Annotated in this window: 14 protein-coding genes and 1 pseudogene; 13 read left to right on the top strand and 2 right to left on the bottom strand. The window is 62.8% G+C overall.

Annotation, left to right across the window (positions count from 1 at the left end; translation table 11 throughout):
• Positions 1 to 2 precede the first annotated feature (2 nt).
• From pqqD to IVA80_RS06600, 7 genes are all read left to right on the top strand, one after another.
• A complete protein-coding gene (gene pqqD / locus IVA80_RS06570; RefSeq protein ID WP_247426926.1) occupies positions 3 to 314 on the top strand; it encodes a pyrroloquinoline quinone biosynthesis peptide chaperone PqqD in 312 nt (103 codons plus the stop codon).
• Positions 311 to 1,510: a pyrroloquinoline quinone biosynthesis protein PqqE gene (pqqE, locus tag IVA80_RS06575; protein ID WP_247426930.1), complete on the top strand. Its 1,200-nt coding sequence runs from the start codon at positions 311 to 313 to the stop codon at positions 1,508 to 1,510. The genes pqqD and pqqE overlap by 4 nt, the downstream gene beginning before the upstream one ends.
• Positions 1,500 to 2,486: a prolyl aminopeptidase gene (pip, locus tag IVA80_RS06580; RefSeq protein WP_247426934.1), complete on the top strand. Its 987-nt coding sequence runs from the start codon at positions 1,500 to 1,502 to the stop codon at positions 2,484 to 2,486. Before pqqE ends, pip begins: the two co-directional genes overlap by 11 nt.
• Before the next feature lie 13 nt (positions 2,487 to 2,499).
• Positions 2,500 to 3,177: a DUF4286 family protein gene (locus IVA80_RS06585; RefSeq protein WP_247426937.1), complete on the top strand. Its 678-nt coding sequence runs from the start codon at positions 2,500 to 2,502 to the stop codon at positions 3,175 to 3,177.
• A gap of 237 nt (positions 3,178 to 3,414) precedes the next feature.
• Positions 3,415 to 5,214 (top strand): FAD-dependent oxidoreductase, encoded by a 1,800-nt coding sequence (locus IVA80_RS06590; protein WP_247426940.1) that lies wholly within the window; start codon positions 3,415 to 3,417, stop codon positions 5,212 to 5,214.
• Positions 5,184 to 7,031 (top strand): 2-oxoacid:acceptor oxidoreductase subunit alpha, encoded by a 1,848-nt coding sequence (locus tag IVA80_RS06595; protein ID WP_247426942.1) that lies wholly within the window; start codon positions 5,184 to 5,186, stop codon positions 7,029 to 7,031. The genes IVA80_RS06590 and IVA80_RS06595 overlap by 31 nt, the downstream gene beginning before the upstream one ends.
• Positions 7,028 to 8,083 (top strand): 2-oxoacid:ferredoxin oxidoreductase subunit beta, encoded by a 1,056-nt coding sequence (locus IVA80_RS06600; protein ID WP_247426945.1) that lies wholly within the window; start codon positions 7,028 to 7,030, stop codon positions 8,081 to 8,083. Before IVA80_RS06595 ends, IVA80_RS06600 begins: the two co-directional genes overlap by 4 nt.
• Here the strand turns inward: IVA80_RS06600 and IVA80_RS06605 are convergent, their stop codons facing one another.
• Both IVA80_RS06605 and IVA80_RS06610 read right to left on the bottom strand, forming a co-directional pair.
• A complete protein-coding gene (locus IVA80_RS06605) occupies positions 8,084 to 8,530 on the bottom strand; it encodes a DUF4399 domain-containing protein (RefSeq protein WP_247426947.1) in 447 nt (148 codons plus the stop codon).
• A gap of 17 nt (positions 8,531 to 8,547) precedes the next feature.
• A complete protein-coding gene (locus tag IVA80_RS06610) occupies positions 8,548 to 10,059 on the bottom strand; it encodes an SUMF1/EgtB/PvdO family nonheme iron enzyme (RefSeq protein ID WP_247426950.1) in 1,512 nt (503 codons plus the stop codon).
• A gap of 303 nt (positions 10,060 to 10,362) precedes the next feature.
• Here IVA80_RS06610 and IVA80_RS06615 point away from each other — a divergent pair.
• The 6 genes and pseudogenes from IVA80_RS06615 to IVA80_RS06640 all read left to right on the top strand — a co-directional run bounded on the left by IVA80_RS06615 (position 10,363) and on the right by IVA80_RS06640 (position 13,164).
• Positions 10,363 to 10,983, top strand: a pseudogene (locus tag IVA80_RS06615) (hypothetical protein).
• Between the two features lie 38 nt (positions 10,984 to 11,021).
• On the top strand, positions 11,022 to 11,471 hold the full coding sequence (locus IVA80_RS06620) for a DsrE family protein (protein ID WP_247426953.1): 450 nt from the start codon (positions 11,022 to 11,024) through the stop codon (positions 11,469 to 11,471).
• Between the two features lie 240 nt (positions 11,472 to 11,711).
• The gene (locus tag IVA80_RS06625) at positions 11,712 to 12,035 is read left to right on the top strand and encodes a metalloregulator ArsR/SmtB family transcription factor (protein ID WP_247426956.1); all 324 of its coding nucleotides are present in this window, start codon (positions 11,712 to 11,714) and stop codon (positions 12,033 to 12,035) included.
• Positions 12,032 to 12,463, top strand: coding sequence for an SRPBCC domain-containing protein (locus IVA80_RS06630; protein ID WP_247426959.1), 432 nt, complete (start codon positions 12,032 to 12,034; stop codon positions 12,461 to 12,463). Before IVA80_RS06625 ends, IVA80_RS06630 begins: the two co-directional genes overlap by 4 nt.
• Before the next feature lie 46 nt (positions 12,464 to 12,509).
• On the top strand, positions 12,510 to 12,713 hold the full coding sequence (locus IVA80_RS06635; protein WP_247426961.1) for a hypothetical protein: 204 nt from the start codon (positions 12,510 to 12,512) through the stop codon (positions 12,711 to 12,713).
• A 13-nt stretch (positions 12,714 to 12,726) separates the two neighbouring features.
• Positions 12,727 to 13,164, top strand: coding sequence for a DUF1801 domain-containing protein (locus IVA80_RS06640; RefSeq protein WP_247427184.1), 438 nt, complete (start codon positions 12,727 to 12,729; stop codon positions 13,162 to 13,164).
• The last annotated feature ends 6 nt before the right edge of the window (positions 13,165 to 13,170 follow it).

The following is a 13,170-nucleotide window of genomic DNA, read 5'->3' on the forward strand; positions in this document are numbered from 1 at the left end:
TAATGGCCGGGCCGCGTCACATCAGCGTCAGCGAGGCAAGCCGTCCCGTGCTGCCGCGGCACGCCAAGCTCAAATACGACGAAACGCGCAAAGTCTGGGTGATCCTGGCGCCGGAACGGGTGCTGGCGCCCGACGAGATCGCGGTCGAGGTCTTGCAGCTCTGCAACGGCGAGCGCAATGTCGGCGACGTTTCCGACCAGCTGGCCGCGAAATACGCCGCGCCGCGTGGGGCGATCCTCGCTGATGTCATCGTCATGCTCCAGGATCTCGCCGACAAGGGCTTTCTCACCGAGGCCCGGGAGAAGACATTATGAGCGACGTGCTCGGCAATCCCGTCATCCCGACCGATGCCAGCGACAGCCTCGCGGTGCTGGAGAAGCAGCGCTCGACGGCAGAGACGTTTGGCATTCCGCTCGCGGTGCTGCTGGAGATCACCCATCGCTGTCCCCTGCAATGCCCCTATTGCTCCAACCCGGTCGAGCTCGACCGCTCGGCTAAGGAGCTGACCACCGAGGAATGGAAGAAGGTGTTGAGCGAGCTCGCCGAGATCGGCGTGCTCCAGGTACATTTCTCCGGCGGCGAGCCGACGGCGCGGAAAGATCTGGTCGAACTGGTCAAGCATGCCAGCGACGCCGGCCTCTACACCAACCTGATCACCTCGGCCGTGCTGCTGACGCGCGAGCGGCTGAGCGCGCTTGCGGATGCGGGACTCTGCCATGTCCAGATCAGCTTCCAGGGCACCGAAGAGGGCTTGGCCGATCGCGTTGGCGGTTACAAAAACGGACATCGCAAGAAGCTCGAAGTGGCGAAATGGACGCGCGAGCTCGATTTGCCGCTCACCGTGAACGCGGTGATGCATCGGCAAAACCTGCATCAGCTCCCTGATATCATCCAGATGTCGGTCGATCTCGACGCCGACCGGCTCGAGGTCGCCAATGTGCAATATTATGGCTGGGCACTAAAGAACCGCGCCGCGTTGATGCCGACGGTGGCGCAGTTAGAGGAGTGCACCCGCATCGTCGAGGAGGCGCGCGAGCGGCTGAAGGGCACGCTTTCGATCGACTACGTCGTTCCCGACTATTACGCGCTGCGGCCGAAGAAGTGCATGGGCGGCTGGGGCCGCCAGTTCTTCAACATCTCGCCCGCCGGCAAGGTGCTGCCCTGCCATGCTGCCGAGAGCATCACCGGGCTCGACTTCGAGTCGGTACGCTCCAATCACTCGATCGCGTGGATCTGGCAGAACTCGGATGCCTTCAACCGCTATCGCGGCACCGGCTGGATGAAGGAGCCGTGCAAGACTTGCGAATTCCGCGAGATCGATTTCGGCGGCTGCCGTTGCCAGGCCTTTGCGCTGACGGGTGACGCCGCCAACACCGATCCGGCCTGCGCGCTGTCGCCGCTGCACGAAGCCATCTTCAAGCAGGCCGAGCGCGAGGCCGAGGGCGAGACCAACCGCTTCCTCTACCGCAACTTCGCCGGCGGCACTCTGGAATCCGAGAATGGTGCCTGACGCCGACGCCGCCGCATCCGCCAAGCGCGCCGATCCCTTTGCGCCGCTGACCTCCGAAACGCTCGACGTCGGCGACGGCCACGAGCTCTATGTCGAGAGCGTCGGCCGCACCGAGGGCATTCCCGCGGTGTATCTGCACGGCGGTCCCGGCAGCGGTTGCCAGCCCGACCATCGCCGGCTGTTTGATCCCGATCGTTTCCATGCCGTGCTGTTCGACCAGCGCGGCTGCGGCCGCAGCCGGCCGAAGGGATCGCGCGAGCACAACACGACGCAACATCTCATTGCGGACATGGAGAAGATCCGCCACAAATTCGGCTTCGAGCGCTGGTTGGTGGTCGGCGGCTCCTGGGGCGCGACGCTGGCTCTGGCTTATGCCGAGGCGCATCCCGTGCGCGTCTCTGGCATTGCGCTGCGCGCCACCTTTCTCGGCACCCGCGCCGAAGTCGAAACCGGGTTCACCGTGCGCCTGTCGCAATTCTATCCCGCGCTCTACGAGGATTTTTTGAGCGTGCTGCCGCCCGGGGAGCGGGAGCGGCCGGTGGAGGCCTACTGGCGCCGCATCCTTGATGCCGATCCGGCCGTGCACGGACCCGCCGCGCGCGCCTGGCACGACACCGAGCGCGCCTTGTCGGAGCATAAGGCGGCAAAAACGCGGCTGGATCTGGCCTCGCTGAACGTCTGGCGCACGCTGCCTGCGACGCCGTTCATGGAGGCGCATTATTTCGTCAACAATTCCTTCATGAACGAAGATCAGTTGTTGCGGGATGCGGGCCGTTTGTCCGGCGTTCCCGGCATCATCGTCCAGGGCCGCTACGATCTGTTGTGCCCTCCTGAGACATCGCAGGCGCTCGCGAAAGCGTGGCCGGGTTCCGAGATTCGCATCATAGAACAAGCCGGACATTCGCTCTATGATGCCGGCGTGAGGGACGCGGTCATGAAGTCGATCGCGGACCTCGCTTCGAAAGGCGCGCGATAACAGGATAAGAACAATGCCGCTCGCCGGAAAGGGCATGCTGCTGACGTCGATGAACATCGACGCAGCCGATGAAACCGATTTCAACCGCTGGTACGACCGCGAGCATCTGGAAGAGCGCGTCGCGATCGAAGGTTTTCTGGAGGCGCGGCGCTATGTCGCGCATGCCGCCGATCCCAAATATCTCTCGCTGTATTCGACCGCGACGCTCGACGTGCTCGACAGTCCCGCCTACCGGGCGCGCCTCGCCAATGCAACAGACTGGTCGCGGCAGAGCATGGCGCGTTTCAAGAATATGCTCCGCGTGGTCGCACGGATCACCATCAGCAACGGCACCGGCCGCGGGGCTGCACTCGGCGTGGTACGGCTGCGGCCGACGCGCGACAACGCAGCGCCATGGCGTGATGCACTGCAAGACAAGCTGGCGCCGAACAAACGCGACGGCATCATCTCGATGCATCTTCTGGAGAGCGAACCGGAATTGTCGGGCGCAACGGCAGACATTCCAGCGGTGCGCAACGAGGGCGCGCGCGACTGGTTTGTGCTGATCGACGGCACCCATATCGGCGCGGTCTCCGCTGTCATTGCCGAACGCTTCACCGGCCCCGCTGCATCGCCTTTCCCGCTTCCTGTCTCCGTCGGCACCTACAGCCTGATGTGGGATCTCGCGAAGAGCGATATCGCGCCCAGCTAAAGCGGCCATCCGCATCGCAATATATTGCATCGCACGCACATCACGTGCGGCCGTTAATGCTGAGCGCGCGTAGGTCCCATGAAAGCGGGTGATCGCGAAAATTTGCCGTTGTACTTCGGAACGGTTCTAATAAGCTAACCCAATGACGTCATTCAGAAACCAGATAGACGCGCGTTAGCGTTCGCCAGACTCAAGAAAAGGCCGCGGGGTCTTCGGGCCTGCGCGGACAGGGTAGGAATGAAACCGACCGATATCGCGGCCCCCGACTACTTTCACAAAGTGGTCGATTGCCAATGGGCCTGTCCTGCGCACACCCCGGTTCCCGAATACATCCGACTGATCGCACAAGGCCGCTACAGCGACGCCTACATGATCAATTGGAAATCGAACGTGTTTCCCGGAATTCTGGGACGCACCTGTGATCGTCCGTGCGAGCCGGCGTGCCGCCGCGGACGTGTCGAGGAAACTCCGGTGGCGATCTGCCGTTTGAAGCGCGTCGCCGCCGACTTCAAGGACGACATCAGACAGCGCCTGCCACGCCCCTCACCGAAGAATGGCAAGCGCGTCGCGCTGGTCGGCGGTGGCCCGGCCTCGCTCACGGTCGCGCGCGACCTCGCGCCGCTCGGCTATCACTGCACCGTGTTCGACGGCGATCCGGAAGCCGGCGGCATGATGCGCACGCAAATCCCGAAATTCCGCCTGCCAAATTCGGTCATCGACGAGGAGACCGGCTACATCCTCAGCCTCGGCATCGAGTTCAAAGGCGGTCATCGCATCGAGAGCATGAAGGCGCTGCTCACGGAAAAGTATGACGCGATCTTCGTCGGTTCCGGTGCGCCGCGCGGCCGCGAACTCGACATTCCCGGCCGCAAGGAGGCTGCCGCCAACATCCATATCGGCATCGATTGGCTGTCCTCGGTCTCGTTCGGCCACACCGACAAGATCGGCAAGCGCGTGATCGTGCTCGGCGGCGGCAACACTGCGATGGATTGCTGCCGCACGGCGCGCAGGCTCGGCGGCGAAGAAGTGAAGGTCATCGTGCGCTCCGGCTTCGAGGAGATGAAGGCCTCGCCCTGGGAGAAGGAGGACGCACTCCATGAGGACATTCCGATCCTCAACTTCCTCGTCCCCGTCGCCTTCGTCCACGCAGGCGGCAAGCTCACCGGCATCACCTTCCAGAAGGTGAAGGCCGAATACGACGACAAGGGCCGCCGCAACCTCGTACCTTCAGGCGAGCCGGACCAGACCATCGCATGCGACGACGTGCTGGTCGCGGTCGGCCAGGAGAACGCCTTCCCCTGGATCGAGCAGGATTGCGGCATCGAGTTCGACAAATGGCACATGCCCAAGGTCGATCCGAACACGTTCGTTTCGACCAATCCAAAGGTGTTCTTCGGCGGCGACGCCGCATTCGGTCCGAAGAACATCATCTGGGCGGTGGCGCAGGGCCACGACGCCGCGCTGTCGATCCACCGGCTGCTCTCGGGTGAGGACATCACCGAACGGCCGCTGCCCGAGGTGCAAATCTCCTCGCAGAAGATGGGCATCCACGAATGGAGCTATGACAACGACATCTCCATCGACAAGCGCTACAAGGTGCCGCATCGCGACAAGATCATCGCGCTGAAGGATATCCGCACCGAAGTCGAGCTCGGCTACGACGTCAAGCTCGCGCTCGGCGAGGCGCATCGCTGCCTGAACTGCGACGTGCAGACGGTGTTCTCGACCTCGCTCTGCATCGAATGCGACGCCTGCGTCGACATCTGCCCAATGGACTGCATCACCTTCACGGAGAACGGCGAGGAAGCCGATCTGCGCCAGCGCCTGAAGGCGCCGTCACCGCACCCGGACCAGGATCTCTACGTCTCCAGCGATCTCAAGACCGGGCGCGTGATGGTAAAGGACGAGGATGTCTGCCTGCATTGCGGGCTGTGCGCCGAGCGTTGTCCCACCGGAGCCTGGGACATGCAGAAATATTTTATCGAGATGACTTACGCAGGTTCAGCATGTCCGACAAAAAGCCGATCAGCAGCGTAAACGACTTCGTCGTCCGCTTCGCCAACGTCAACGGCTCGGGCTCGGCCAGCGCGAACGAGATGTTCGCGCGTGCGATCCTGCGCCACGGCGTTCCGGTGAGCCCCCGCAACATCTTCCCCTCCAACATCCAGGGCCTGCCGACCTGGTACGAGGTGCGGGTGACCGAAGACGGCCATCTCGGCGCCCGCGGCGGCGTCGACATGATGGTGGCGATGAATCCGCAGACCTGGGACAAGGACGTCGCCGGCATCGAGCCCGGCGGCTATCTGTTCTACGATTCCACCAAGCCGATGCCGTCGACCAAATTCCGCGACGACATTACCGTGATCGGCGTGCCGCTCACCGCGATCACCAACTCGACCTATACCGATCCGCGCCAGCGCCAGCTGTTCAAGAACATCATCTATCTAGGCAGCCTCTCGGCGCTGCTCGACATGGACCCGAAGCTGATCGAGCAGCTCATCGGCGAGCAGTACAAGGGCAAGGAGAAGCTCCTGTCGTCCAACGTCCACGCGCTGCATCTCGGCCGCGACTGGGCGCTGCAAAATCTGAAATGCCCGATCGGGCTGCGGGTGAAGAAGTCCGACAAGGTCGGCGACCGCATCTTCATCGAGGGCAACAGCGCCGCCGCGCTCGGCGCGGTCTATGGCGGCGCCACCGTGTGCGCCTGGTATCCGATCACGCCGTCCTCGTCGGTGGCGGAGGCCTTCACCGCTCACTGCAAGAAGTATCGGCACGATCCCGAAACCGGCAAGGCGAAATACGCGATCGTTCAGGGCGAGGACGAGCTGGCTTCAATCGGTATCGTCATCGGCGCCTCCTGGAACGGCGCGCGCGCCTTCACCGCGACCTCGGGCCCCGGCATCTCGCTGATGACCGAGTTCATCGGCCTCTCATATTTTGCCGAGATTCCGGCCGTGATCATGAACATCCAGCGCGCCGGCCCCTCGACGGGCATGCCGACCCGCACCCAGCAATGCGATATCATCGCCTGCGCCTATGCTTCGCATGGCGACACCAAGCATGTGCTGCTGTTCCCGGAAGATCCGGCCGAGGCGTTCGAATTTGCGGCGGCGGCCTTCGATCTGGCCGAGCGGCTCCAGACCACGATCTTCCTGATGCTCGATCTCGACATCGGGATGAACCACCGGCTCTGCCGTCCATTGAAGTGGGATGACGCCAAGCAGTACGACCGCGGCAAGGTGATGACCGCGGAGATGCTGGAGGAAGGTCGCGACTTCGGCCGCTACCTCGACGTCGACGGCGACGGCATACCCTATCGCACCTATCCTGGCGCGCATCCGACCAAGGGCTCCTATTTCACCCGCGGCACCTCGCGCGACCGCTATGCTCGCTATTCCGAGGAAGGCTCGGTCTATGCCGACAACATGCAGCGTCTGGTGCGCAAGTTCGAGACCGCGCAGGACCTCGTGCCGCGGCCGCTCCAGGCCAATGCGGCACGGCCGACCAAATATGGCGTGATCTATTTCGGCTCGACCTCGCCCGCGATGGACGAGGCGATCGGGCTCTTGGAGGCACGCGGGCATCAGCTCGACCGCCTGCGCATCCGCGCCTTCCCGTTCCACTCGAGCGTCGCGAGCTTCCTCGCCGAGCACGACTTCGTCTACTTGGTCGAGCAGAACCGCGACGCCCAGCTCCGCCAGCTCATCGTCAACGAGAACGGCATCGACCCGGTGCGCCTGGTGCCGATCGTGCATTACGACGGCTCGCCGATCACCGCCCGCTTCATCGCAAAAGCCATTGGCGACCACCAGGATCACCTCAAGGTGACCCCGCTCCGCAAGGCCGTGTCATGACCTACATTGCAAAGCCGAAATTCCATCATCCGGGCCTGAAGAAGAACGAGCTCGGCTATACCCATCGCGACTACGAAGGCAAGATCTCGACGCTGTGCGCCGGCTGCGGCCACGATTCGATCACGGCCTCGATCATCGAGGCCTGCTACGAGCTGTCGATCGAGCCGCATAGGGTTGCGAAGATCTCCGGCATCGGCTGCTCGTCGAAGACGCCGGACTACTTCCTCGGCAATTCGCACGGCTTCAACTCCGTGCACGGCCGCATGCCGTCGGTCTTGACCGGCGCCAACCTCGCCAATCGTGACCTGATCTATCTCGGCGTCTCCGGTGACGGCGATTCCGCCTCGATCGGCTTCGGCCAGTTCGCGCATTCGATCCGGCGCGGCGTCAACATGACCTATATCGTCGAGAACAACGGCGTCTACGGCCTGACCAAGGGCCAGTTCTCGGCGACCGCCGACCGCGGCTCGAAGTCGAAGAAGGGCGTCACCAACACCGACAACGCGATCGACCTCGTCGCCATCGCGCTCCAACTCGGCGCCACCTTCGTCGCACGCTCGTTCTCCGGCGATAAGACCCAGCTCGTGCCGCTGATCGCCGCCGCGATCCGCCACAAGGGCGCGTCCTTCATCGACGTCATCAGCCCCTGCATCGCCTTCAACAACCACGCCGGCTCGACCAAGAGCTTCGACTATGTCCGCGAGCACAATGACGCGGTGAACCGGCTCGACGTGCTGGTCGGTCGCGATCCGATTGCGGTGGATTACGCACCAGGCACGGTACAAATGGTCGAGCAGCATGACGGCAGCAAGATCGCGCTGCGCAAGATCGACGCCGACTACGACCCGCACGATCGCCTCGGCGCCCAGGCTTTCCTCCAGAAGCATGCCGCCAAGGGACAGATCGTCACCGGCCTCCTCTACGTCGATCCTGATGCGGAAGATTTGCACGAGCATCTCAACACCGTCGAGACGCCGCTCAACACGCTGGAAGCGGACACGCTGTGCCCGGGCTCGGCGGTACTGGACAAGTTCAACGCCAGCCTGCGGTGATCATTTGCCGCGCTGAAGCGGCTGCCTGACGCGGATGGTGATCTTGTCCGACACGACAGGTGGCTCGAACGGATAGTGCTTCGCGTCGCCCAGCACCAGTTGAAGAGTATGGGCTCCGGGCGAAAGATCGAGAAGCGTTTCGGTCTGCCCTGCCCCGAAATGTAGATGCGACTTGTCCTGCGGGATTGGCTCCTTCGGATCGATGGGATCGTTGACGTCGATCAACAAATGATGGTGGCCGGCGTTCTGGTAATCGTCGCCGGCATGCGTCACGCCCATATTGCGCAAGCCGAACCGGACCAGGAATCCGCCGCGCACCTTTTGCCGGTCATACGGTGTGATGAAATAGAGCTTTGCGTCCTTGGGAGCAGTCTTACCCTGCGGAAAGGCGGCGCCCGGGAGCAATGCGAGCGCCATCGACAGCGCAACGCAGCGAAGGATTTGCATCAGATCGACTCCAGCAATTAAGGACCGAGCGCGACGCGGAATCCATGCGTCGGATAACGAACGTTGGTATCGTAACCATCGCGGTTGGACGGTCGCACGTATCGCGAGTCGTTCTTCCAGGAGCCCGAGCGCAGGACGTGCGAGCTGCAGTCGCCGCCACTCCATGCCGAGCCGTCATTGGGCGCGCCCTGATAGGTCTTATGCCAGCAGTCTTCGACCCATTGGTCGACGCCGCCGCCCATGTCGTAGAGACCAAAGGCATTGGGCTTGAAGCTGCCGACTTTCGCTGGCTGCTCGGCCGCGGCGTCGCCGCAGTCCTTGCACCCGGCCATGCCTCGCTGGAGCTTGTCGCCCCACCAATACTTGGTCGACGTTCCGCCGCGCGCCGCATATTCCCATTCAGCCTCGCTCGGGAGCCGGTAAGGCTTTTTCGTGGTCTTGGCGAGCCAGGCGGCATATTGCTGCGCGTCGGTCCAGCTCACATTGGTGATCGGCGCGTCGTCCTTGCCGATGGCAGTGAAGCCGCACGCCTTGGCGGCGGCGCATTCATTCCATTCCTGCACCGTCACCGGATATTTTGCGATCGAGAACGACTTGACCATGACCTGATGGACAGGGCGTTCGGTCGGATCATCATTGCTTCCCATTGCAAAGCTGCCGCCGAGAATAGCAATCATCTCGGGTTCGCGGACCGGCGTCGGCGATTGACTGGGCGCTGGTGCGGGCGAAGGTGATGGAGTCAACGCGGGCGATGGTTGCGGCGTTTGCACGGCCGCTTCGCGCGGCGGAGGTTGCGGGCTCGGGGATGCGACCGGCGCGGTGGCCCGTTCGCCCACCCTGCCGGGCTGCGTCAGCACATACCAGAGCACGCCCGTGGCAATCGTCAGCAACGTGACGCCCAGCAGAAAGATCAGGACATTCTCGCGCCGACCGCGCGTCCCGCCGATCGCATTTGCGTCCGGCAGCACGCGATAGACGCGCACGGGATCGGTGATGTTCTTGACTTTGCGATCCCCGAGCGACTCATAGCCGCACACCACCTTGTGCTTGATCTGTTCGTAGATCGCGCCCGAGATGTAGACTTGGCCAGGCTCGGCAATGCCCTCGAGGCGTGAGGCAATGTTGACGCCGTCGCCGTAGACGTCGTCCGGCTCAACGATGACATCACCGAGATTGACGCCAATTCGGTATTCGATCCGGGAATCCTTCGGAAGCGAGGTATTGCGGCCGACAAGATTCTGCTGGATGACAATGCTGCATCGAACGGCCTCAACCGGACTATCGAAAATAGCAATGAAACCATCGCCCGTCGTCTTCACCAGACTCCCATGATGCTCGACGATGCTGGGTTGGATGAGATCCCGCTCGATCCGCTTGACGCGGACATGCGTGCCTTCCTCATCAGCCTGCATCAAGCGACTGTAGGAAGCGATGTCACCGACAATGATCGCGGCGAGACGGCGAGGCATCCCGCCATGTGGCGGCGGGTCATCGTGGCTTCCGGATCTGAAGTTGCGAATTTCGCCCATTGCGGGGGGACTCCAGACTTACAAAGGCAGCCCCAGCTTACGACTGCCAAAGGCCGTCGTCTGTGAAGGCTATCACATCGATGAACTGGGGCAATGTCGAACAGACTGCGGGCATCGAGTTCCGAAGGCGAAGGCGTCACATCGATTGAACCTTCGTGGCCCCACCGATGACTAATGCCCTGCGTGGGACTAATCACGTCGCTCTACCCTGCGACGATCCATGTCAGGGACTTGCGACGTTGAACGCGTCGCCCTTGGGCCGCGTCTCCAGCCTGCAGCTCGGCTGCTGCGCTTGGGGCCATCATGAAGCTTTCTGTCTTTGCTGCCCTTGCCGTTGCCGCACTCATCGGCACGGCCTCAAGCCGAGGAGGCCGACGACATCCGCGAGGCCCGCAAGGCCAAGGCCGAAACCTTCAACACACGGATGTATGCAGGCCCGCCTGGCGACAAGGCCTACGCCTGCTTCGTCCGCCGCTACGATGCCGCGCATCTGGCGCGGCATCCGAGACAGAAGGTCGCTTCGATGAAGCTGCTGGTCTCGGCGGAATACGACAAGCAGGACAAGCAGCTGCACAACTCCTTCCGGCTCGGCTTCAGATACCGAAATCGCGCTGGCGATTTCGATTCCAGCGGTTCGTGCAGCCACGCCGTGTTCACGAAGGACGGTAACGAGGTGCGTCTCGGCTGCGGCGTCGACTGCGAAAGCGGCGGCATCGGCGTTGCGCTCTCCAAGGACGACAAGTCGGCAATCGTGCGGCTCGCACGGGTCAGGGTCTGGCAGAACAACAAACCGGATGACGATGCGGAGGAGTCGCTCGTGGCCGGCGCCGACGACAAGATTTTCGGCTCGACCGCACGGATACGGGTAAATGCGCTTTGCTGGTGACCGACCGCAAGGAACTCGCCGCGCTCCGCCACAAGTGATACCTATCCGGCGGCTTCAGTCAGTCGAGGAGATCGTCATGAACCGCCGGAACATCTTGTGGAGCGCCGTCTCGGCTTTGGGCGCGGCACTTGGCGCCTCCAGCGCGAAGGCCGCGACGGAAACCAGTGCGGGTGGCAAGCTCAAGGTCGTCTATCATCTCAGCGATGCCGAGAAGGTCAATTTCGTGCTTGGCAACATCCAGAACCACATCGACGGCGTCGGCGGTCCCGATCATGTGACGATCGCGCTGGTGATCCACGGGCCGGCGCTGAAGGCGTTTCACGCGGCGCAGGCCAACCCCAATGTCAGCAAGCGGGTCGGCGACTTCTCCAAGGACGGCGTCGAACTCGCGGCGTGCGGCAACACGATGAAGGCGCAGAACGTCACGCTCACGGATCTGCTGCCCGGCTTCGTCAGCGCGGAGAAAGGCGGCGTGGTTCGCTTGGCCGAGCTTCAATCGCAGGGCTTTCTCTATCTGCGGCCCTAGGCAGTTGCTGCGAAAAAGGTGCGCTCCCTCCCCCGCTGGCGGGGAGGGTCGGTGAGAGGGTGGTCTCGCGATCGAGAAGTCCAAGATGGGAGAACCCTCACCCGACGCTGCGCGTCGACCTCTCCCGCAAGCGGGAGAGGAAAGGGGAGCCCCGCTTCCCAACCGATGCGCAGCGCGCTTGACACACCCATAACTCCATGGTTATGAGTTTACCCATAACTTGTGGGTTATAGATTTCGCATGTCCGCCTCGCACGATCTTCTGTTCAGGACGCTCGCCGATACGACCCGGAGGGCGATCTTCGAGCGGCTGTGCCGCGAGGGTGAGCAGACGGTCGGGGCACTGACCGCGGTGTCCGGCGTTTCGCAACCGGCGGTCTCGAAACATCTCGGCGCGCTGAAGCAGGCTGGCCTCGTGCGCGACCGCCATGAAGGACGCCAGACGCACTACAGCGCGCAGCCCGGCGCGCTGAATCCGCTGATCGACTGGAGCGGCCAGATGGCCGGCTTCTGGCAGAACCGGCTCGATGCCCTCGACGATCTCCTGAAGAGGATGGACCAATGACCGAAGCTGCCGCCGAGATGCGCTCCGTGGTGATCGAGCGCGAATTTGCCTTTCCGGCCGAGCGGATCTGGCGCGCGCTGACGCAACCGCATCTGATCGAGGAATGGCTGATGAGGAACGACTTCAAGCCGGTCGTCGGTCATCGCTTCAATCTTCGCGGCGAATGGGGCGGCGTGCTGGACTGCGAGGTGCTCACCATCGAGCCGCAACGCACGCTCGCCTATACCTGGAATTTCTCGCATGAGGACGCAGCGTTCGATCTGAAAAGCGTGGTGACCTTCACCCTGAGCCCGACGAGTGCAGGCACGCATTTGCGCGTCGAGCAAGCGGGCTTCAGCCCGACGCAGAAGCAGGCTTTCGGCGGCGCGCATGCCGGGTGGAAGCAGTTCTTTGCCAAGCTGGACGAAGTGCTGGCGCGAGCAGACTAGCTCTCCCGCCGGCGCCTATTCCGATCATTTTTCAGAGGAGGTCCCAATGAACTCGAACTTGTGGATTCGACAGATCCATCGCTGGCTCTCGATCGCTTTCACGCTCGCCGTCATCGCGAACATCGTCGCCATGACCATCCAGCTCCAGGCCGTCTGGATCGGCCTGCTCGCACTCGTCCCACTGATTCCCTTGCTCGCAACGGGACTCTATTTATTCGCGCTGCCCTATGTCAGCCGCAGCAACGCGTGAACGAGGCAAGATGATGAAAAAGGCAGTGACAGCTGGCAGCACGAAGGAAGCGGACGGGGTTTCAGCCTCCAAGTTGATCGACGGCAGGATCAAGGAGCTCGGCGACTGGCGCGGCGAAATGCTGGGGCGGATCCGCGGCCTGATCAAGCAGGCCGATCCTGATGTCATCGAGGAATGGAAATGGCGCGGCGTTCCCGTCTGGGAGCACAACGGCATCATCTGCACAGGCGAGACCTACAAGGCTGTCGTGAAGATGACTTTCGCCAAGGGCGCGGCGCTGGAGGATCCCGCGGGGCTCTTCAACTCCAGCCTTGAGGGAAATGTCCGGCGCGCGATCGATTTTCGCGAGGGCGAGAAAATCAATGAAAAGGCGTTGAAGGCGCTTATCCAAGCGGCTGTGGCCCTGAACACGTCCAAGGCCGGGAAAAAGCCCAGCAGACGTTCGGCGTAGACCGCG

Source organism: Bradyrhizobium sp. 139 (assembly GCF_023074175.1).
Classification (GTDB): domain Bacteria; phylum Pseudomonadota; class Alphaproteobacteria; order Rhizobiales; family Xanthobacteraceae; genus Bradyrhizobium.

What these genes read in the sequence shown, in the direction of transcription:
- pqqD (WP_247426926.1), top strand. Translation starts at nt 3, where the DNA reads ATGGCCGGGCCGCGTCACATCAGCGTCAGCGAGGCAAGCCGTCCCGTG.
- pqqE (WP_247426930.1), top strand. Translation starts at nt 311, where the DNA reads ATGAGCGACGTGCTCGGCAATCCCGTCATCCCGACCGATGCCAGCGAC.
- pip (WP_247426934.1), top strand. Translation starts at nt 1,500, where the DNA reads ATGGTGCCTGACGCCGACGCCGCCGCATCCGCCAAGCGCGCCGATCCC.
- IVA80_RS06585 (WP_247426937.1), top strand. Translation starts at nt 2,500, where the DNA reads ATGCCGCTCGCCGGAAAGGGCATGCTGCTGACGTCGATGAACATCGAC.
- IVA80_RS06590 (WP_247426940.1), top strand. Translation starts at nt 3,415, where the DNA reads ATGAAACCGACCGATATCGCGGCCCCCGACTACTTTCACAAAGTGGTC.
- IVA80_RS06595 (WP_247426942.1), top strand. Translation starts at nt 5,184, where the DNA reads ATGTCCGACAAAAAGCCGATCAGCAGCGTAAACGACTTCGTCGTCCGC.
- IVA80_RS06600 (WP_247426945.1), top strand. Translation starts at nt 7,028, where the DNA reads ATGACCTACATTGCAAAGCCGAAATTCCATCATCCGGGCCTGAAGAAG.
- IVA80_RS06605 (WP_247426947.1), bottom strand. Translation starts at nt 8,530, where the DNA reads ATGCAAATCCTTCGCTGCGTTGCGCTGTCGATGGCGCTCGCATTGCTC.
- IVA80_RS06610 (WP_247426950.1), bottom strand. Translation starts at nt 10,059, where the DNA reads ATGGGCGAAATTCGCAACTTCAGATCCGGAAGCCACGATGACCCGCCG.
- IVA80_RS06620 (WP_247426953.1), top strand. Translation starts at nt 11,022, where the DNA reads ATGAACCGCCGGAACATCTTGTGGAGCGCCGTCTCGGCTTTGGGCGCG.
- IVA80_RS06625 (WP_247426956.1), top strand. Translation starts at nt 11,712, where the DNA reads ATGTCCGCCTCGCACGATCTTCTGTTCAGGACGCTCGCCGATACGACC.
- IVA80_RS06630 (WP_247426959.1), top strand. Translation starts at nt 12,032, where the DNA reads ATGACCGAAGCTGCCGCCGAGATGCGCTCCGTGGTGATCGAGCGCGAA.
- IVA80_RS06635 (WP_247426961.1), top strand. Translation starts at nt 12,510, where the DNA reads ATGAACTCGAACTTGTGGATTCGACAGATCCATCGCTGGCTCTCGATC.
- IVA80_RS06640 (WP_247427184.1), top strand. Translation starts at nt 12,727, where the DNA reads ATGAAAAAGGCAGTGACAGCTGGCAGCACGAAGGAAGCGGACGGGGTT.